We start from the raw sequence: 18,605 nt of genomic DNA on the forward strand, positions 1-18,605 counted from the left end.
ATTCAATCCGGGGTCGTCGGTCCCCGATCGAACGCCTCAAACCGCGGTCGGTCGGAGGCGGCGCATGGGCACGCCGCTCGATTCGCGTGAGGCACAGGCCACTGCTGTCATCGACCGTCTCGACGCGGAGTATCCGGACACGACCATCTCGCTCGATTTCTCGGATCGGTTCGAACTGCTCGTCGCGGTGATCCTCTCCGCACAGTGTACCGACGCGCGGGTCAACGAGACCACCGACGAGCTCTTCGAGAGCTACCCCTCGCCGGAAGCGTTCGCGAACGCGCCCCAGGAGGAGCTTGCCGAGGCGCTGAACTCGATCACCTACTACAACAACAAGGCGAGTTACATCCGCGAATCGGCACAGATCGTCGTCGAAGAGTACGACGGAGACGTTCCCGACACGATGAGCGAACTCACCGAACTGCCGGGTGTCGGCCGGAAGACGGCGAACGTCGTCCTCCAGCACGGCTACGACGTGGTGGAGGGGATCGTCGTCGACACGCACGTCCAGCGGCTGACGCGACGGCTCGGACTCACCGAGGAGCAGCGACCCGAGCGCATCGAGGAGGATCTGATGGAGTTCGTCCCCGCCGAACACTGGCAGGCGTTCACACATCTGTTCATCGACCACGGGCGGGCGACCTGCACGGCCCGCAACCCGGAGTGTGGGGACTGTGTACTCGAAGACATCTGTCCGTCGTCGAAGCTCGATTCGCCGACCGATCTCGCCAGCGGCGAGGAGTGGACATAGGTCGTTTCGGACGGTTCCGTGTCGTTTCGTCGCAAAACGAACGAACGATCGACGGTGGTTTTTGTGCGGGGGTCGAGCGACGAGACGCAGCCGGCGGGGCTGCACGTGGCATCCACCGTCCGACCTCCGTCGGGCGGTGTACCGTTCATCAGAGGAAATAGGCGAACGCGAAGCGAGCGATGCCGACGAGATAGGCCAGCAGCCAGAAGATCACGTAGCCGAAGACGCCGATGCGCAGCCGGTTCCGCCAGTGATCCATCCGGTCGGAGCCGATCTCCGAGAGCAGCACGTCCTCGTCGTAATCGTGATAGAGGTTGTATTTCCGTTTCGCTCGGAAGATGCGGACGATCCCCGTGAAGGCGAAGGCGAGCAGCGCGTAGGCTTGCAGTCCGAGAAAGGCGTGCAGGGCGGACGCGCCGCCGAGCTGGCCGAACAGGCGGGGGAGCATCCAGACCAGCAGCGGCACGGTCGTGAGCGTCAGTCCGGTGACGATGAACTTGAGATGGTAGACGAGCACGCCCCACGTCACCTTCTCGGTGTCGATCATGATCCACGCGCCGTAGAGAAAGCAGGGAAAGCTCGCCGTGACCAGTATCGCGACGATCGTCGCCACCGTCGCGTCGGTCAGCCCGAACATGGCGAAGATCGCCGTCGTGGGCGCTAAAGGCTGCCGAAACCCGTGCGCTGGCGGTCGGAAAGCCTAACCCGATCGGTGGCGTACGAGAGACGATGGCCGACTCCCGACCCACGGCGGACGAGGGAGACGAGCGAGCAGGTGAGAGCGGCACCGACGCCGACAGCCGCGCCGCTGTCGGCGAGGAAGCCGACACCGGGAACGAGGCCGAATCCGCAGCGACCGACGCGGACGCGGCTGACTCGACCGATCAGCTCCGCCAGCGGGTCGAGGAGACGTACGACTTCGACGATTTCGGGCCGACCGACATGGCCCAGATGAGCGCCGACGAGTGGGACGCGGCCTTCGACGCCGACTCGTGGATCACCGGTGACGCACTTCTCGCGCGCGTCGAGGCCGATCTCAGAAATCGCATCGCCGAGCGGGACGTGTTCGCCAGGCTCGAAGGTGTCGAGGACGGCCTGCTCGCCTACTCCGACGAGGGCTACGCCGTCGTCTACCCCGACGGGAGCGTCGAGGGGCGTGGCACCGTGCTGCGGGACGTCAAACCGACCGTCGCGCTCTGTTCGATGGACGAATACGATGTCGCCGAACCACCGGAAGGGGAGCTGCTGCCGGAGCCGTCGGCAGTCCCTGAGGGTGGCGGCGAGCTCGGTAACTGGATGCTCCAGCTCGTCGCCGCCGCCCAGCTACTGGCCGGGCTCGGACTCATCGTCGCGTGGGTGTTCTTCCCCGTCGAGACGCTGTTCGCGCCGGTCGCTGGGATCGTGTTCGTCCTCTTCGCGATCCTGTTGTTCGTCCAGGTGGCGAACGCGCGGCTCTCCGACAAGTTCCGTTCGGAGGAGTATCGCGACCGGCTGCGGGCGGTCGGTATCGGCTCCGACGAGCGCCCCGACTTCCTCCCCGAGCGCTACCGCGAGCCGGCCGACGCCTCCGCCGTCGAGGGTACCGACGACGACCCACAGACGGACGAACTGGACGACTCGGCCTCCTCCGTCTGAGGCGCGATACCCGCATCCGGTGGACTTATGCGAAGCCAGTCCAGAGTGTGGATACACATGAACAGGCGGGATTTTCTGCTGGCAGCAAGCGCCGCGGCAGGTGGTTCGGCCGCCGCCAGCGGGACCGCCGCCGCACAGCAGGGCAATGCGTCCGGCGGTGGCGGCGGGAACGCGTCCGGCGGGGGTGGCAACGCCTCCGGCGGTGGCAACCAGAGCGGTGGCGGCAATCAGAGCGCCGGCGGGGGCGGTGGGGGCGGCGGTGGCCCGACGAAGACGGTGAAGGTCGGCCCCGGCGGCTCGCTGAAGTTCGAACCCGAGACGCTCTCGCTCCCGACGGGCGGGAAGGTGAAGTTCGTCTGGGAGTCGAGCGGTCACAACGTGAGCCCGAGCAACGGCGACTGGGGCCACGAGCCGATCGAGGACAAGGGGTTCAGCTACACCACGCCGGCCTTCCAGGAAGCCGGCGCTCAGGAGTACGTCTGCACGCCACACGAGTCGGCAGGGATGGTCGGCACCATCGAAGTCGGATCGAGCGGTGGCGGCAGCGGTGGTGGCGGTGGGGAGGAAGAACCGAGCCCCGAGGAGATGGGCGTGCCGTTCCAAGCGCACTTCGTCGGGATAGCCACCATCCTGATGATGGTGCTCTCGCTGGTCTACACGTTTTTCGTCGTGAAATACGGCGAATCACCGAACGCGAAGGGAGGTGACTGAAAATGTCAACGTCAGGTAGTACCTACGGCGATATTCACCGCTACGAGCCGGCCAGAGAGAGCACCGCCGCGGCCGTCGCCATCGTGTTGCTCACCATCGTCGAGGTGGTGTTCGTCGGTCTGTTCGCCTACGGACTGATCAACGGCTGGGGGACCAGGGAGGTCGGCAACATGTATCTCGGCGCGGTGTTGGCGGTCGTCTTCGTCGACCTCGCGTTCGTCCTCCTGCTCTACCGCAAGGAGTTCCTCCCGGACGTGATGATCGTCAAGAAACGCCGGCGCAAGTGGGAGGACCTCTACATCCGTGAGGAGCAGATGGAGGGGACGAGCATGGCCGGTGGCGGGATGTGGGACAGTGTGAAACGAGCGGTCTATCCGTACTACAAGAAATAACAATGCCAGAAGACGAAGACAGCTATCCGGCTGAATCGGGACGCAGACGGTTCGTGAAGGGCGTCGTCGGTGCATCGGCGCTCGGAGCGACCGGCATCACCGGTGCGACCGGGATCAAATACGCCACCACCTCCTCGGGCTCCGGTGGTGGGGCGACGCAGTATTTCGGTATCGAGAACACTGCCGGCCCGGCACCACGCGGGATGCCACAGATACCGGTCGAGATCGACTCGGACGGCTATCTGAAGGGCGTCTGGCCGGAGGTGGAGACGAAGACGGTCGACAACGAGGAGGTGAAGGTCGCGGAGACGCAGCTCGGCGGCATCACCTACTCCAGCGAGTGGTTCCAGTACTGTGGCGTCCAGACGTACGCTGGCATCGCGCCCGACGCCGATCAGGACAACTTCTTCCGCGTCTCCGAGTCGGCCTCGACGAGCTACGACTGGATGAGCGATCTGAGCGCCGGTGACAAGCTCAAGGTCAGCGACTTCGACGATTACGAGTCGTGGGGCAACGACATCGGCAAGGACGGACTCGGCAAGCCGGCGATGGGTCGCTGGCGATCGGAGGATCTCCCGCCCCAGGAGACGGCCCCGATACAGATCCTCCGGAGCACGCGCATCGAGGATCTCGCGAAGGAGAGCGACCACCCCGAGTGGATCAAGGCGAGTACCGAGAAGGGGTTCATCGCGTGGCTGAACAAGTGTACCCACTTCTGCTGTGTGCCAGGGTTCAAGTCCTCGGCTCAGAGCGCGAAGTTCGGCGGCGCGAACGACGTCTACTGTCCCTGCCACCAGTCGGTGTACGACCCGTTCAACCCCGTGAAGCTTCAGTTCACCTCGCTCCCGCGACCGGAGGATAGTGGGGAAAGCGGCGGTAGTAGTGGCAGTAGCGGCGGGGAGAGCAGCGCATGAGCCTCGAACGCCCCGACGAACACGATCACGCGGGCTGGATGGAGCAGAAAGAGCTGACACCGATCGAGAGCACGTATCTCACGGTGTTGATGTGGCTCGACAAGCGCCTGCGCATCGTCGACTATCTCGAAGTGCTGGAGAACCTCTACTACAAGGTCAACCTCCAGATGCCGAAGAGCCACACCGAGCAGTACAACCTCGACAACAAGTTCTGGTACTGGTATCCACTCTACGCGCTCGGGAGTTTCTCGACGATCGCGTACGTCGTCGCCGCGCTCTCGGGCGCGCTGCTCGGGTTCTACTACGCACCGTCGACCGCCGGCGATCCGTCGGCGGCTTACAACGCGCTGACGATGATCATGACCGATCTCAACTTCGGCTTTTTCCTCCGGAGTCTCCATCGGTGGGCGGCACAGGTGATGACCGCCGCCGTCTTCCTGCACATGCTGCGGGTGTATTTCACCGGCGCGTACAAGGAGCCGCGCGAGCTCAACTGGATCCTCGGCATCGTCCTGATCAGCCTGACGATGGTGTTCGGCTACACGGGCTATCTGCTGACGTGGGATCAGCTCGCCTACTGGGCGGGCCAGATCGGCGTCGAGATGAGCCTCTCGATCCCGCTGATCGGCGAGTGGGTCGCCCAGCTGATCTTCGGCGGGTTCGCACTCGGCCAGGCGACGCTCATGCGGATGTATCTGTTACACGTCTTCCTGTTGCCGTTCGTCGTGACGTCGCTGATCGCCGTCCACATCGGGATCGTTTGGATGCAGGGGATCGCGGAGCCACACTAGTACAATGACAGACACTACCGACACGGACGAGAGAAACGACGCCACCGAGGAGGTCGCCGCCGACGGCTCGGGAATCGTCGCGCCGGACGACGAGACGCCGACGTGGCGCGAACGCAAGGAGCGCCGCCAGGGACTCTCGCGACTCACCTACGAGTATTTCGAGCGCTCCCGGCGCGAGGATCAGGATCTGCGAACGGAGTCGAGCTACGTCGAGCGTGACGTGCTCGCGTTCCCGACGTGGCCCCACGAGATGATCCGCAACCTCTCGCTGACGAGTTTCTTCGTCGGCCTGATCCTCTTTCTGGCGGCCGCGCTGCCGCCGCATCTCGGCGCGCCGGCCGATCCGTCGACGACGCCGGCGATCATCCTGCCCGACTGGTATCTCTACTGGTCGTTCGGCCTGCTGAAACTCGGGCCGCTGAACCCCGATCTCGCCATCCTCGGCGGCCAGAAGCTGATGAAGGACGCCACCTACGGCGTGCTCGCCAACCTGGTCGTCGTCGGGTTCATCGCCCTCGTGCCGTTCCTGAACAAGGGGAGCGCGCGTCGGCCCGTCGAGCAGCCGTTCTGGTCGGCCGTCGGCGTCTTCGGCGTCGTCTTCGCCGTAATGGTCAGCGGGCTGTCGATCAAGAACCTCTGGCCGGCGTGGGTGAACGTCCACCTGCTGTTCGACCTGACGTTCCTCCTGCCGTTCGTGGCTGGGTTCATCACCTACGGTATTCTGAAGGCGATGCGTGAGGGCTACATGTTCGAGCTCAACCGGCGGTATTACCGGCTGCGGCCACCGCGGTGAGCGACGACAGCGAGGGCGCGAGCGAGTCGCGCGAGATCGTCGTCCCGCTGCGCGCCTACAAGGCGGTGACGGTGTTCTCGACGCTGCTAGCGATCGTCTGCGTCATTTTGGGGTTCGGCTTTCTCGACGCCGCCACCGGCGGTGCCGGACCGCTCTCGGTGCTGTTCGAGACGATCGGGCTCGCGGACGCCGGCGGGAGTCTGTTCACGCTCGTGAGCGCGCTCGTCGGCATCGGCTTCATCGCGCTCGGAGCCGGTATCTACGTCCTCGGCACGCGCTTTCGAACCGAGGGGATGGGAAAGGCTCAAGACGACAGCGGTGGAGAATCGGACAATGAGTGACGAATTCGTCAAGGGGCTCGCTACCCTCTGTGGCGGGCTGTTCGGCTGGATGGTCTTCTCCGGCTGGTACACGACCGAGGGGTTCGAGAGCACGCAGCTCATCGCGGAGGTCCCGACCGATCCCGCGATCTACGGCAACATCGCACTCACCCTGCGCGAGGCGCTGTTCTGGTTCGCCATCTTCGGCGCGATCACCTTCTGGGTGCTCATCCCGGCCGGCCGGCAGGTCCGTGCCGCACTGCGCGATCGCCGCTCGTCGAACTAATTTGGTCTGCATTTTCTGTCGGCTGCTACACTCCACGAGCAGCGATTGCAGCCGTCTCTTACTATCCTTGACGGCCCGACGACGCATTGTTGTCCAGACCTGAGACGGCTCTGCAGGTGTTTATGATCCAGTTTGCTGGGCCACTCCGATTCGTTGAGAGCGCAGTATATTCGGCTACCAGTCTACTGCCAACCGCCGTGACAGCCACGTACTTCTCCCAGCCGATTCGCTCACTCGCTGCGCTCGTGCAGCCCTCGCACGCCGATTTGTACTGGTGTTCGTCAGTTGAGGGATTTACTCCGTTCGCGCCTCGCTTGACTCGCGGACAAGCGCGCTGATCACGGCCCACTGAGCGAAGAGTAGAAACAGACCATTCCGACGGCGTCGCAAAACATTCTCGACCGGTGGTTCGATCGCTCGCGTCGTCTCAGACGACCGCGTTCCACAGCGGGGCGATGACGAAGAAGACGCTGAGGTAGGCCGCGTAGAGCACGACGAGCACGGAGGCAGCGACGGCCGCCTTCGGCTGGCCGATCTCGCGGTCGTTGCGCACCTCGACACGTCTGGCCTCGAGTTCGAAGAAGTCGGTGACGAACATGCCGACGACGAGCACCGACAGCACCATCCCCGAGTGGAGTTCGACGGTGCCGAGGTAGAACGAGCCGAGGATGAGCAGGATGGTGGTGGCGATGTGGGCGGGATGCTGTTCGATGGCGTCGGCACCGCCTTCGTCCGCCTGCGAGACGTTCGAGCGGTGCGAGAGCGCACGCGTCGCGAGGTTCACCACGGCGAGGACGACGAGCACGTAGACGATCAGCGGTGGCTCGCCGCTACCGAGCACGGCATCGACCGGGCCGAACAGCGAGAGTGGATTCATAGGGTATCGTCCAACGCGACTCCATTAGAAGGTTTCTCATTCCCGGTCGCCATCGTGCAGCGAGACGACCGGCAGCGTTCCGGCGCGCACAAGCTCCACCGTCGCTCCCGGCTCGACCGTTTCGACCGTCCGCCCATCGACCAGCAGCTCCACGTCGGCGTCGTCGCGCTCGACGGTAAGCGAGAGATCGGCCAGCGGCACGACCCAGTGGTCGGGATCGGTCGCAAAGGGTGAGATCGGGACGGCGGTCAGCACGTCGCTCCCGGGCGCGACGATCGGCCCGCCAGCGGCGTGGGCGTAGCCACGACTACCCGCCGGCGTCGTGACGACCACGCCGTCGGCGCGAAATCGGGCGATCGGTGTGTTCCGGTTCGGCCGGTCGAGCGAGAACTCGGAGATCGTCGCCGCGGCCGCCGTCGCGAGGGTGACGTCGGAGAGTGCGTGAGCGATCCCGCCGTCGGTCTCGACGGCCACGAGCGGCCGCTCCGTGACGGTGTATCGTCCATCGAGAAGCCGCTCGGCAGTTTCTGGCCGAAGATCGTCGGTGAGCGGAAGAACGGGTATCGTGGTGTCCGCCGTGACGAGTTCCGCGATCGCGTCGCCGGCAGGCGCTATCACGAGATCGGTTCCGTCGATCGTCTCCACGGTGGTGGTTTCGGCGACGCCGCCGGTGGCCCGAACCGTTTCGACGACGTCGGCCGCCCCGTCGGCGGACACGAGTACCCCGATATCCGGTCGTTCGCCCCTGTCAACCGTCTCCCCGTCACTCATCGGGGTCGGTTGTGGCCGGCCGGTCAAAAGACTGCGGGCTCGTGGCAAGGTTCGCGCGACGGCGACGGGAACGCTTTATCAGCGCCGGCCGCCATCGATCCGTATGAGCCTCGCAGTCGAGACCCCGCCACCGCCGACGCTCGAAGCCGGCGTCGACGCCGACGCCTACGAGGACGCCGACGTCGGCGGTGACGAGTACCGCCGTGACGAACTCGAATCCTTCCTCCACGCAGGTGCGTGGGACGAGGCGTTCGAGCACTGGGCGGCCGACACCGAAATGAGCGAACGCGAGTTCGCCATCGTTCGCGATCTCGGACTCGTCGATCGTTTCGATTTCTTCTGGGATGATTTCGCCGACCGGGTGGGCTACCACGCCCCCGGGCTGCCCGAGGACTGGAAGGAACGCGATCTCCATCCGGAGCTCGATTCGTGGGGCGAAGTCTCCTCGATCAACGCCGGACTCACCGAACTCGGCCAGCTCGTCTGCGAGGTGCTCAAGGAGGAATACATCGACTGGGAGGCGGACTACGACGCACCGGACGACCTCCCCGACTTCTGACGGGCGCTCGTCGCCGCCCGTGGGGTTGATATGCATGGCCGCGAACGGCCCGCATGAACGAGACGGCCACCCCGCCCGACGAGCGCGAATGTGAACGCTGCGGTCGTCGTGACGTCTGGGACGAGACGACCGACAACTGGCGGATCGTCGAGAGCGGTCGCAGCCACTGCATCCACGAGTGGGATATCAACGGCGCGTACAACCCCTTCGCCGAGTCGTAGCCGGTCGAACTCGCCAACAGTTAAGTCCCCGTCGGCGTACGTTCGCGTATGGATGCGACGGAAGCCGAAATCGACTCGCTCGTCGGCCGTGAGGTCTACTCGAACAACGGTCTGTTCGTCGGCGAGGTCGAGGACGTCCGCCTCGATCTCGATCGCGAGATCGTCACCGGCCTGGCGGTCGGCGGACTGAACCGCGAACTGCTCACCGGGCGTGCGCGCACTGCCAGCGGCGTCGTCGTCCCGTTCCGGTGGGTGCGGTCGGTTGGCGATATCGTTCTCGTCACAGAGGCGATCGAGCGCCTGCGCGAACCGAGCGAGGAGACAGAGGCCGAAGCCACCGTTTAATTTCCGTTGTCGTCGACGCCGAGTGCGTCGAAGAGCTTGCGCCGGACGGCCTGTTTGGTGAGCGCGAGTAGCGTTTCGCGGTTGTCATCGGTCGTCTCGATGCCGGTGAAGATGCCCAGCGGGATCGACACCGTCGCGTCCGTCGAGTGGCCGACCGTCTCGCCGTGTTCCTCGAAGGCGCTTTCGAGCACGTTACGGATGTTGATGCGGATGTCCTTCGAGCGCGCCGAAAGGGTGATGCGCTCGTCGTCGATGGCGAAGACGGCGGTCGTGCTCACCCCTTCCAGATTCAGGAGCTGCTGGGCGGCCTGTGCGAGCGCGTCGCGATCGTGGATGTAGCCGGCGTTCGAGACGAGATACGAGCCGTTGACCTCGCGGTTGCCGATCGCCTCGGCGAGTACGTCGAGCGTCTCGGGCGACATCGACGGCGATTCGACCTGTTCGAGGGTGTCGTGGTCGGCGAACGGGTAGAGATAGGAGGCGGCGGTCAGGTCGGCCGGTGTCGTATCGCGCTTGAAGTCGAGCGTTTCGGCGCGAATGCCGTAGAGCAGCGCGGTCGCGACGGTGTCGTCGAGGCCGAGATCGAACTCCTGGACGTATTTCGTCATGATCGTCGACGTCGAGGAGACGTTCGCGCGCACGTCGGAGAAGGCCGCCTCGTAGTCGCCGTCGGGTTCGTGGTGGTCGATGAGGACGTCGATCGGCCGGTCGATCGTCTCCTCCATCGACTGGGCGTGATCGACGAGCGCGAGCGTGTCGTACTCCCCGAAGTCGACGTCGGCGCGCGCCTGCAGATCGACGCCGATGAGATTGACGAACGCGCGGTCCTCCTGATGGCCGATCTCGCCCTCGTAGAGGATGTCCGCTTCGATGCCGCGCGCCTCGGCGATCGCCCGGAGTGCGACCGCGCTGGCGATCGAGTCCGGGCCAGGGTTGTCGTTGGCGAGGATGGCCAGGCGCTGTTCGGTGTCGTCGAGTACGTCGGCGAGCAGTCCCGCCTTGTGTTCGAGTTCGCCGGTTTCGAGCGCGCGCAGCGCGGCGTCGGCGATCACCGACGAGGGGTTGATGACGGCGTCGGCACCCGCTTCGCGGAGCTCGTCGGCGGTCACCGGGTCCGAGGCGCGCGCGATGACGAACTGTTCGTCGCCGCGTGCGCGGACGTTCGCGATGGCCGCCTCGTTGGCGTCGATGTCTGTCGACAGCACGAGTAGTACGTCCCGATCGGCGACCGTCTCGGGCACCCCCTCGTCGGCGATGTCGGCGGTCTTGGCGTTCATGTCCTGGTCACGCAGGGCCTCGACGCGGCTCTCGTCGACGTCGACGATGAGGACGTCCTTGCCCTCGTCGACGAGCTCCTCGGCGACGGCGTAGCCCACGCTGCCACAGCCCAAGATCGCATAGGAGGACATCGAGGCCATCGTGATACCGGTGCTCATTGTCCGTCCACTCTGGGAGAGCCATGTTTATAATCTGCGTGTTCTCGGCGGTCGTCCCCGGAGGGCGCTGCTCTCACGCAAACTATTTGTCGCTGTCGGTGGACACTTCGGATATGCTCTCGCTCGAAGACTCACCGCTCGCACGCGACGGCAAGATCCTGATTCTCGCCTACGATCACGGCCTCGAACATGGCCCCTCGGACTTCACCGAGCATCCCGAACGGATGGCTCCCGAGACCGTCTTCGACGTCGCGACCCACGACGCCGTCACCTCGGTCGCCGTCCAAAAGGGGCTTGCCGAGGGCTACTACCCCTCCTACGAGGACGACGTCTCGCTGCTGACGAAGCTCAACGGCACCTCGAACCTCTGGATGGGCGAACCCGACAGCGCCGTGAACTGCACGGTCGACTACGCCGCCGACATCGGTGCCGACGCCGTGGGGTTCACCCTCTACGGCGGCTCGAACAGCGAAATCGAGATGGCCGAGGAGTTCCGCGACGCCCAGGAGGCCGCCCGTGCACACGATCTCCCGATGGTGATGTGGTCGTACCCCCGTGGCCAGGGGCTCAGAAACGCCTCCGACGCCGACACGATCGCCTACGCCGCACGCGAGGCGCTCGAACTCGGCGCGGACGTAGCGAAGGTCAAGTATCCCGGCAGCCGCGAGGCGATGGAACACACCGTCCAGGCCGCCGGCGGGGAGAACGGCGCGAAGGTCATCATGTCCGGCGGTTCCAAGGTCTCCGACGAGGCGTTCCTCAAGAACGTCAAGGCCGTGATGGACGCCGGCGGAGCGGGACTCGCCGTCGGCCGGAACATCTGGCAGCGCGAGAACCCGACGCAGCTGCTCGATGCGCTCGAAGCGGTCATCCACGAGGGCGCATCCGTCGACGCCGCACTCTCGTGATGGACATCATCGACGCGATCTTCGAGACGATCGCCGAGACGGCCCCCGAGATCCGCGCGGGGCTCGTCGGCCGGCGCGAATATCAGGAGGACGAGAACCCGAGCGGCGAGGAGCAGCTCGCGGCGGACGTCCACGCCGACCAACTCCTGGAAGAACGCCTGCTCGCGATCGACGGCGTCGGCAGCTACGCGAGCGAGGAACGTGAGGAGGTCATCGGCGACGGCTCGGAGCTCTCGGTCGCGGTCGATCCGCTCGACGGCTCCTCGAACATCAAGCCGAACAACACGATGGGGACGATCGTCGGGATTTACGACGCCCAGCTCCCGGCCGGCGGCCACGATCTCGTCGGGGCGGCCTACACGCTCTACGGCCCGATCACGACGATGATGACCGCCGTCGACGACACCGCGACCGAGTCCGTCGTCGAGGACGGCGAGCGACACACGGTGAACGAGGACCTCTCGCTGCCCGACGAGCCGACCGTCTACGGCTTCGGCGGGCGCGTACCCGACTGGACCGACGGGTTCACCGACTACGCCCGCGAGATCGAGTCGGATTCGTCGCTCAAACTCCGCTACGGCGGCGCGATGATCGGCGACGTGAACCAGGTGCTCACCTACGGCGGGATTTTCGCCTACCCGGCGCTCGACTCGGCCCCCGAGGGCAAACTCCGCCTCCAGTTCGAGGGCAACCCGATCGCGTACATCGTCGAATCGGCCGGCGGGCGCTCCTCGGATGGCGACGGATCGCTGCTCGATATCGAACCCGACGGACTTCACGAGCGCGTGCCGGTCCACGTCGGCAACGAGGGACTGATCGACCGGCTCGAAGCGACGCTCGACGGCTAGTTCTTCCGGTTTTCGGCGAACAGCACTTCGAACGTACTGTTTTCGATCGACCGCGTTTCGTGGATCTCGAACCCGGCGTCGGCGAACTGGCGTGCGCTCGTCTCGGTGTCGGGGAAACTCCAGCGCATCTCCACGCCCGTCTCCAGCCAGTCGGGGTTGGTGCCGTCCCAGCCTTCGTCGCCGCCGACGGTGAGCACGGCCAGTCCGCCGGGTCGCAGCACGCGATGGAACGCCGCCGCGACGCGGGCGTGTTCGTCGAGCGGGACGTGGATCAGCGAGAAGAGGGCACAGATTGCGTCGAAACCGTCGTCGACGAACCCGAGCGCGCTCATGTCGCCCTGGACGAACCGTGCCTGCGCGACGTCCTTACGGGCGCGACGGAGCTGTTCGCGTGAGAGGTCGACGCCGACCACGTCGTGATCGTCGGCCAAGCGCTCGGCGACCGGCACGCCCGCGCCGCAGCCGGCGTCGAGCACCCGTGCGCCGTCGGCGAGTCGGTCGCATAGCCAGTCGAGATGGGGTCGATCGGCGTGCTCGTTCGTTCGACGGGCCAGATACTCGTCGACGATCGCGTCGTAGCCGTCCCTGATGGCGCGCTTGTCGCCCGTCATTCGTCGGTACCGACACGGCCGACGGCCAAACCGTTTCGCCGTCCGCGTTCGATCCGGTCGGGTCGACGACATGGAAAAGTCTTTCCGCAATTATTGCACAGTATCGGTATGGAGATCCGCATCGGCGAGGGGGCGAGCGACGAGGAAGCACGCGTCATCGGCAGCGCGCTGGCCGAACATACCGGGACGGCGATCGAGGTGTACGTTGGCGACGGCGACGCGCCTGCGACGACCGCCGAACCGCCGGCGAGCGACGACCGATCCGCAGCGAACGGGGCGGGCGGATCACAGGCGTCGACCACGGACGGGCCGACCGAACGCGAGGAACTCCTCCGCGAGGAGATTGCCGATATCGAACAGGGCGGCCCGGAGAAGTACAAGGATCGCCTGGACGACCAGGGCAAACTGTTCGTCCGCGACCGCCTCGATCTCTGGTTCGACGACGGATTTTCGTTCGAGGACGGCAAGTTCGCCAACTTCGACAGCGACGACCAACTGCCGGCCGACGGACTGCTCACGGGGGCCGCCGAGTTCGAGGGGCGAACGCTCCACGCGATGGCCAACGACTTCACCGTGAAAGCGGGCTCGATGGCCGAGAAGGGCGTCGAGAAGTTCCTGCGTATGCAACAGCGCGCGCTCAAGACCGGCCGGCCAGTCCTCTACCTGATGGATTCGTCGGGTGGACGCATCGATCAGCAGACGGGCTTTTTCGCCAACCGAGAAGGAATCGGGAAATACTACTACAACCACTCGATGCTCTCCGGTCGGGTGCCCCAGATCTGCGTGCTCTACGGTCCCTGCATCGCCGGTGCGGCCTACACACCCGTATTCGCCGACTTCACGGTGATGGTCGAGGGGATGAGCGCGATGGCCATCGCCTCCCCGCGGATGGTGGAGATGGTCACCGGCGAGGAGATCGATCTCCAGGAGCTGGGTGGCGCGCAGGTCCACGCCGCCGAATCCGGCAGTGCGGATCTCGTGGCCGAGGACGAAGAACACGCCCGCGAACTCGTCGCTCAACTCGTCACCTACCTCCCCGACAGTTCCGACGAGAAACCCCCACGATCCGACTCACGTCCACCGTCGCGCTCGCCCGCCGGTATCGACTCGGTGGTGCCCGATCGTCCGAACCGCGGCTACGACATGCACGAGCTCATCGATCGCGTCGCCGACCAGGGCTCGGTGCTCGAACTCCGCGAGCAGTACGGCCCGGAGATCGTCACGGCGTTCTCGCGCATCGACGGCCGACCGGTGGGGATCGTGGCGAACCAGCCGGCCCAGCGCGCGGGTGCGATCTTCCCCGACGCAGCCGAGAAAGCCGCCGAGTTCATCTGGACCTGCGACGCCTACAACATCCCGCTGCTCTATCTCTGCGACACGCCGGGATTCATGGCCGGCTCGGACGTCGAAAAGGAGGGCATCCTCGAACAGGGCAAGAAGATGATCTACGCGACCTCCTCGGCCACCGTTCCAAAGCAGTGCGTCGTCGTCCGGAAGGCCTACGGCGCGGGCATCTACGCCATGTCCGGGCCGGCCTACGACCCCGAATCGACGCTCGCGCTCCCATCGGGCGAGATCGCCATCATGGGTCCTGAGGCGGCGATCAACGCGGTCTATCGGAACCGCCTCGACGACATCGAGGACGACGAGGAGCGCGCCGCACGCGAGGCAGAACTCCGTGAGGAGTATCGCGAGGACATCGACGCCCACCGGATGGCGAGCGAGGTCGTCATCGACGACATCGTCCCGCCGAGCGAGCTTCGCGAGGAACTCGCCGCCCGGTTCGCGTTCTACGAGGGGATCGACAAATCGCTGCCCGACAAGAAACACGGTACGATTCTCTGAATCACCGGTATCGAGCGTCGTCGCTTACTCGTAGCCGATGTCGGCGGTGAGTTCGCTGTTGCTTCGTTGGAAGACGCCGGAGCCACGCGCGAGTTCGTTGTCGGCGTCGTCGTGGACGACCGCTTCGGCGATCAGCTGGTTGGGATTGTCGTTGACGACGCGCCCCTCGGCGTGGATCGTGCCGTCGGAAACCGGGCGTTCGAGATGGATGGTGAAGTTCGTCGTGAGCACGAAGACGTCCTCGACGAGCGAGTTGGCCGCGAAGAACGCCGCGTCGTCGAGCGCTTTGAAGTACACTGCACCGTGAACCGCACCGAGCGGATGGTGACTCCCCGAAGATATCGGCACGTCGAGCGTCGCCGCGCCCTCGGCGACGGTGAGGCTCGTTCCCTCGTCGGCGTTGATGGGTGCACGCTGGTACATCCGCTCCAGTTTTCGAAAGTGCGTCTCGTTCACGGTCAAGAACGGCCTCGATCAACGATATCGATTTCGATGGTCGTCAGGGCGCGCCGGTGATGACGAACTGGCTTTCGGTGTCGCCGTTGGTCACCTGGCGCGTCGCGCCCGGCGCGACCCGAATCGCGTCACCGCTTTCGAGCGACAACTCCTCGCCCTCCACGGTCATGGTCGCCTCGCCCTTCACGAGAAGATACACTTCCTCGTGGTCCTCGTCGCCGTGTTCATGCTCCGGACCTTCCCAGCCCGGTTCAGCGTCGACAACGGTGACGCCGTGATCCTCACAGTTGAGCGGCTCCCGGAGGAAGTGCATTCCGTACGTGGTCTCGGTCTCTCCGTAGTTCACTTTCGTGTGTGACATCACCATCGATTGGCGGGCCGGACGGAAATGCGCACTGCCGGCCGGTCGCCGCTCGGTTCGTACGCTCCATGAGCAACGCTTAGGCGTCAGCGTCGCCTCGTGTCCTCGTGCGCATCGAGAACAGCTTCGTGCCCGTGCGCGGTGTCGGCGAGAAAACCGAGCGCCGGCTCTGGCGCGAGGGGATCACCCACTGGGACGATTTCGAACCCTCGTCCGTCGGCGACGTGCAGGGCGAAAACATCACCGACTACATCGATCGTGCCCGCGATCGTCTCGCGGCCGGCGATGCGGCGTTTTTCGACCGCGCCTTCCCGTCGGGCAGTCGCTGGCGGCTCTACGAGAACTTCCGCGGGAACGCCTGCTTTTTCGATATCGAGACCACCGGTCTGGACGCCCGCCACAACGACGTGACGACCGTCAGTTTCCATCGTGCCGGCGAGACGACCACGCTCGTCCGCGGCGATGACCTCACACAGGAGGCCATCCGCCGCGAACTCGACGCGGCCGATCTGCTGGTGTCGTTCAACGGCAAGCGCTTCGATGTCCCCTTTCTCGAACGCTCGTTCGAGCTCGACATCACGCAGCCACATCTCGACGTGATGTACCCCTGTCGGCAGCTCGATCTCACTGGCGGGCTGAAGGCGATCGAGGAGGAAATCGGTATCGAGCGCGACCGACCGGATATCTCCGGGCGGGATGCAGTCCGGCTCTGGCACGCATACGGACGCGGCGACGAGGACGCCCTCGATACGCTGGTTGCATACAATCGCGCCGATACGGCAAACCTCAAATCACTGCTCGACACCGTTACGCGCCGCCTTCACGAGTCGGTGTTCGTCGGTGATACCGAACGGCGCTGATCTCATAACCGATCCCGTCTCCGATCCGTTTTCGTCGAGAAAAGTGTTCGTCGAAAAGTCGTCGATCAGCTGCGTCGCGTTGCGAGCAGCGCCGCACCGAGCAGCGCGACGATCGCGACGGCGATGCCGAAGCCCGGACCGCCTGCCTCGGTCGCCTGTCCGCCGCCCGTTTCATCAGCGGTGCCGGCTGCGGTCTCGTCGCCGGTCGCCGTCGTGGCTCCGCCGTCGGTCGCTGCGGTGTCGGCTCCGCCGCCGGCGGTCGTGGCGGACGCAGTCGATTCGGTGATTTCGAGCGTCGCGTTCCGGACGCTGCCGTTGTTGAGCGTCATCGAGACCGTGTAGTTGCCCGCCTCGGGCGGGTTCGTGACGCCGCCGTAGGTCATGTTGAGTCGGTCGCCCTCGCTGACGGAGATCGTGCCGTCGAAGCCGATGGTGAGGTTCTGACCCTGGGCACCGATCGTCGGCGCGGTCGTGTTGTTGACGATGCTCTGACCGCCGAGCGTGGCGGTCGAGATGCTGCCGCCGACGAGGCCGATCGAGGCGTTACTCTCGCCGTAGTCGATCGTGAGCTCGCTCAGATTGCCCGTCGCGTTCGGTCCGGCGACGATCGACGCCGTATGGTTGGTGCTCTCGTTGCCCGCTGCCGAGGGGTCGGCCGTGATCGAGGCGTTGCCGTTCGTTGCGGCCGCCGATCCGCTCCCCATCTCGGTCTCGGTCGCCGCGCCAGCCGTCGCGTTCTCGCCGATGGTGAGCGTCGTGTTCTGGCTGCTCCCGTTGTTGACCGCGACGCCGACCGTGTAGTCACCGGCCTCGGGCGGGTTCGTGACGCCGCCGAAGGTGACGTTCAGCCGGTCGCCCTCGCTCGCGTCGACCGTGCCGTCGAAGCCGATGGTAAGGTTCTGTCCCTGAGCACCGATCGTCGGTGCGGTCGTGTTGTTGACGACGCTTTGGCCGCCGAGCGTGGCAGTAGTGATGCTGCCGCCGACGAGACCGATCGAGGCGTTGCTCTCGCCATAGTCGATCGTGAGCTCGCTCAGATTGCCCGCCGCATCCGCGCCGACGACCGTCGAGACCGTGTGGTTGGCGCTGGTGTTCGGCGCGCTCGGGACGGCCGTGATCGTGGTGTTGGCGTCAGTCCCGGCCGCCGTCGCGGTGCCGATCTCGGTCTCGCCCGTCGCATTGGCCGTCGTTGCGTTCGCCGTTTCGTTCGCCGACGCGTTCGCGGTCGTCTCGTTCGTCGCGTTAGTCGTCGTTTCGTTTGCCGACGCGTTCGCTCCATCGGCCGACTCGTTTGCCGTCTCGGTCGTTTCGTTCGCCCCGTCGGCCGATTCGTTCGCCACTGCGCCGTCGTCGCCGGTGACTTCGAGGGGCACCGTCTGCTCGGCCTCACCATCGGCGACACTCACGGTAAACTCGTAGTTGCCGGCCGGCAGACCGGTGATATCCATCCCGACGATATCCGTTCGGTCGAGGTCCTGCGTGTCGTATCCCGACTCGTCGAAGGTCGCCTCCTCGATCTGCTCGTCGCTGAGACCGGGCGCGCTGATCTCGACATCGTAGGGACCGTCGAACAGCCCGTAGACGATGTTGAGATTGAGCACGCCCTCGGCGATCGACTCGACGGTGTTCGCCGCGCCGTCCCTGAAGCGGACGTTCAGCGGTTCACCGTCGGATGGGTTGTAGAACTCCTCCTCACTCGCGCTGTCGTTGGTGGCGTTGTCGCCGTCCTGGGCGGCGACCGTCCCCGCGGTGGCGATGCCGCCGACGACTGCGGCGAGCACCACCAGCGCGACGAGAGCCACGCTTCGATATGGCTTGTCCTGTGTCATGATTTCGTTTGTATGGTCGGCGAGGACGGCCGGTGATTTCGGTCATCGAATCGCCCGCCGTCGCTCCGTTCACGTCGATGGGTAT

24 protein-coding genes are annotated in these 18,605 nt (G+C 65.4%); 16 read left to right on the forward strand and 8 right to left on the reverse strand.

Annotated elements, in window-relative coordinates:
- Positions 1–64: 64 nt before the first annotated feature.
- On the forward strand, positions 65–751 hold the full coding sequence (gene nth, locus NO363_RS02650; RefSeq protein WP_256686696.1) for an endonuclease III: 687 nt from the start codon (positions 65–67) through the stop codon (positions 749–751).
- Positions 752–899: 148 nt separating this feature from the next.
- Here nth and NO363_RS02655 read toward each other — a convergent pair whose 3' ends face one another.
- Positions 900–1,388 carry a DUF7321 family protein gene (locus NO363_RS02655; RefSeq protein WP_256686698.1) on the reverse strand — a complete coding sequence of 163 codons (489 nt, stop codon included), beginning with the start codon at positions 1,386–1,388 and terminating at the stop codon, positions 900–902.
- A 92-nt stretch (positions 1,389–1,480) separates the two neighbouring features.
- On the opposite strand from NO363_RS02655, the gene NO363_RS02660 reads away from it, so the two are divergent.
- Genes NO363_RS02660 through NO363_RS02695 form a run of 8 tightly spaced genes read left to right on the forward strand, consistent with a single transcriptional unit; the run spans position 1,481 to position 6,593 of the window.
- Positions 1,481–2,386 carry a DUF7319 domain-containing protein gene (locus tag NO363_RS02660; RefSeq protein WP_256686699.1) on the forward strand — a complete coding sequence of 302 codons (906 nt, stop codon included), beginning with the start codon at positions 1,481–1,483 and terminating at the stop codon, positions 2,384–2,386.
- Between the two features lie 57 nt (positions 2,387–2,443).
- Positions 2,444–3,097, forward strand: a complete 654-nt coding sequence (locus tag NO363_RS02665; RefSeq protein WP_256686701.1) for a plastocyanin/azurin family copper-binding protein — start codon at positions 2,444–2,446, stop codon at positions 3,095–3,097.
- A 2-nt stretch (positions 3,098–3,099) separates the two neighbouring features.
- A complete protein-coding gene (locus NO363_RS02670; RefSeq protein WP_004055462.1) occupies positions 3,100–3,489 on the forward strand; it encodes a DUF7318 family protein in 390 nt (129 codons plus the stop codon).
- Between the two features lie 2 nt (positions 3,490–3,491).
- Positions 3,492–4,403 (forward strand): ubiquinol-cytochrome c reductase iron-sulfur subunit, encoded by a 912-nt coding sequence (locus tag NO363_RS02675; protein WP_256686703.1) that lies wholly within the window; start codon positions 3,492–3,494, stop codon positions 4,401–4,403.
- Positions 4,400–5,194 (forward strand): cytochrome b, encoded by a 795-nt coding sequence (locus tag NO363_RS02680; RefSeq protein WP_004055460.1) that lies wholly within the window; start codon positions 4,400–4,402, stop codon positions 5,192–5,194. Before NO363_RS02675 ends, NO363_RS02680 begins: the two co-directional genes overlap by 4 nt.
- A 4-nt stretch (positions 5,195–5,198) precedes the next feature.
- Entirely contained in the window at positions 5,199–5,987 is a 789-nt protein-coding gene (locus tag NO363_RS02685) for a cytochrome b family protein (RefSeq protein WP_256686705.1), read from the forward strand.
- Positions 5,984–6,328: a DUF7315 family membrane protein gene (locus NO363_RS02690; RefSeq protein WP_007742277.1), complete on the forward strand. Its 345-nt coding sequence runs from the start codon at positions 5,984–5,986 to the stop codon at positions 6,326–6,328. Before NO363_RS02685 ends, NO363_RS02690 begins: the two co-directional genes overlap by 4 nt.
- Positions 6,321–6,593: a DUF7314 family protein gene (locus tag NO363_RS02695; RefSeq protein WP_256686706.1), complete on the forward strand. Its 273-nt coding sequence runs from the start codon at positions 6,321–6,323 to the stop codon at positions 6,591–6,593. Before NO363_RS02690 ends, NO363_RS02695 begins: the two co-directional genes overlap by 8 nt.
- 427 nt (positions 6,594–7,020) lie before the next feature.
- On the opposite strand, the gene NO363_RS02700 is transcribed toward NO363_RS02695, so the two are convergent.
- Entirely contained in the window at positions 7,021–7,470 is a 450-nt protein-coding gene (locus NO363_RS02700; RefSeq protein ID WP_256686708.1) for a DUF7313 family protein, read from the reverse strand.
- A gap of 36 nt (positions 7,471–7,506) precedes the next feature.
- Positions 7,507–8,241, reverse strand: coding sequence for an NAD(+)/NADH kinase (locus tag NO363_RS02705; protein WP_256686710.1), 735 nt, complete (start codon positions 8,239–8,241; stop codon positions 7,507–7,509).
- A gap of 103 nt (positions 8,242–8,344) precedes the next feature.
- Here NO363_RS02705 and NO363_RS02710 point away from each other — a divergent pair, with 103 nt between their 5' ends.
- From NO363_RS02710 to NO363_RS02720, 3 genes are read left to right on the forward strand one after another with little or no spacing between them, the layout of a single operon-like run.
- Complete coding sequence (locus tag NO363_RS02710; RefSeq protein WP_256686712.1) at positions 8,345–8,800, forward strand: DUF7992 family protein; 456 nt, start codon at positions 8,345–8,347, stop codon at positions 8,798–8,800.
- A 53-nt stretch (positions 8,801–8,853) separates the two neighbouring features.
- A complete protein-coding gene (locus NO363_RS02715) occupies positions 8,854–9,021 on the forward strand; it encodes an HEWD family protein (RefSeq protein WP_256686714.1) in 168 nt (55 codons plus the stop codon).
- Between the two features lie 48 nt (positions 9,022–9,069).
- On the forward strand, positions 9,070–9,366 hold the full coding sequence (locus tag NO363_RS02720; RefSeq protein ID WP_007742283.1) for a PRC-barrel domain-containing protein: 297 nt from the start codon (positions 9,070–9,072) through the stop codon (positions 9,364–9,366).
- Here the strand turns inward: NO363_RS02720 and NO363_RS02725 are convergent.
- Positions 9,363–10,802 carry a DHH family phosphoesterase gene (locus tag NO363_RS02725; RefSeq protein ID WP_256686716.1) on the reverse strand — a complete coding sequence of 480 codons (1,440 nt, stop codon included), beginning with the start codon at positions 10,800–10,802 and terminating at the stop codon, positions 9,363–9,365. The two genes, NO363_RS02720 and NO363_RS02725, sit on opposite strands and share 4 nt — an antisense overlap.
- Positions 10,803–10,915: 113 nt before the next feature.
- Between NO363_RS02725 and NO363_RS02730 the strand changes: the two genes are divergently transcribed.
- Both NO363_RS02730 and NO363_RS02735 read left to right on the forward strand, forming a co-directional pair.
- A complete protein-coding gene (locus NO363_RS02730; protein ID WP_256686718.1) occupies positions 10,916–11,710 on the forward strand; it encodes a class I fructose-bisphosphate aldolase in 795 nt (264 codons plus the stop codon).
- Positions 11,710–12,558 (forward strand): class 1 fructose-bisphosphatase, encoded by an 849-nt coding sequence (locus tag NO363_RS02735; protein WP_256686720.1) that lies wholly within the window; start codon positions 11,710–11,712, stop codon positions 12,556–12,558. The genes NO363_RS02730 and NO363_RS02735 overlap by 1 nt, the downstream gene beginning before the upstream one ends.
- Here the strand turns inward: NO363_RS02735 and NO363_RS02740 are convergent.
- Positions 12,555–13,169, reverse strand: a complete 615-nt coding sequence (locus NO363_RS02740; RefSeq protein ID WP_256686721.1) for a class I SAM-dependent methyltransferase — start codon at positions 13,167–13,169, stop codon at positions 12,555–12,557. The two genes, NO363_RS02735 and NO363_RS02740, sit on opposite strands and share 4 nt — an antisense overlap.
- Before the next feature lie 108 nt (positions 13,170–13,277).
- On the opposite strand from NO363_RS02740, the gene NO363_RS02745 reads away from it, so the two are divergent.
- The gene (locus NO363_RS02745) at positions 13,278–15,014 is read left to right on the forward strand and encodes an acyl-CoA carboxylase subunit beta (protein ID WP_256686723.1); all 1,737 of its coding nucleotides are present in this window, start codon (positions 13,278–13,280) and stop codon (positions 15,012–15,014) included.
- 24 nt (positions 15,015–15,038) lie between these two features.
- Here the strand turns inward: NO363_RS02745 and NO363_RS02750 are convergent, their stop codons facing one another.
- Together NO363_RS02750 and NO363_RS02755 are read right to left on the reverse strand one after the other, a co-directional pair.
- On the reverse strand, positions 15,039–15,470 hold the full coding sequence (locus NO363_RS02750; protein ID WP_256686724.1) for a PaaI family thioesterase: 432 nt from the start codon (positions 15,468–15,470) through the stop codon (positions 15,039–15,041).
- Positions 15,471–15,513: 43 nt separating this feature from the next.
- A complete protein-coding gene (locus NO363_RS02755; protein ID WP_256686725.1) occupies positions 15,514–15,831 on the reverse strand; it encodes a cupin domain-containing protein in 318 nt (105 codons plus the stop codon).
- A gap of 107 nt (positions 15,832–15,938) precedes the next feature.
- On the opposite strand from NO363_RS02755, the gene NO363_RS02760 reads away from it, so the two are divergent.
- Positions 15,939–16,691 carry a ribonuclease H-like domain-containing protein gene (locus NO363_RS02760; protein WP_256686726.1) on the forward strand — a complete coding sequence of 251 codons (753 nt, stop codon included), beginning with the start codon at positions 15,939–15,941 and terminating at the stop codon, positions 16,689–16,691.
- Between the two features lie 65 nt (positions 16,692–16,756).
- Here NO363_RS02760 and NO363_RS02765 read toward each other — a convergent pair whose 3' ends face one another.
- Positions 16,757–18,520, reverse strand: a complete 1,764-nt coding sequence (locus NO363_RS02765) for a beta strand repeat-containing protein (RefSeq protein ID WP_256686728.1) — start codon at positions 18,518–18,520, stop codon at positions 16,757–16,759.
- Positions 18,521–18,605: the final 85 nt, after the last annotated feature.

Origin of the sequence: Halococcus qingdaonensis (assembly GCF_024508235.1) — an archaeon.
Lineage (GTDB): Archaea > Halobacteriota > Halobacteria > Halobacteriales > Halococcaceae > Halococcus > Halococcus qingdaonensis.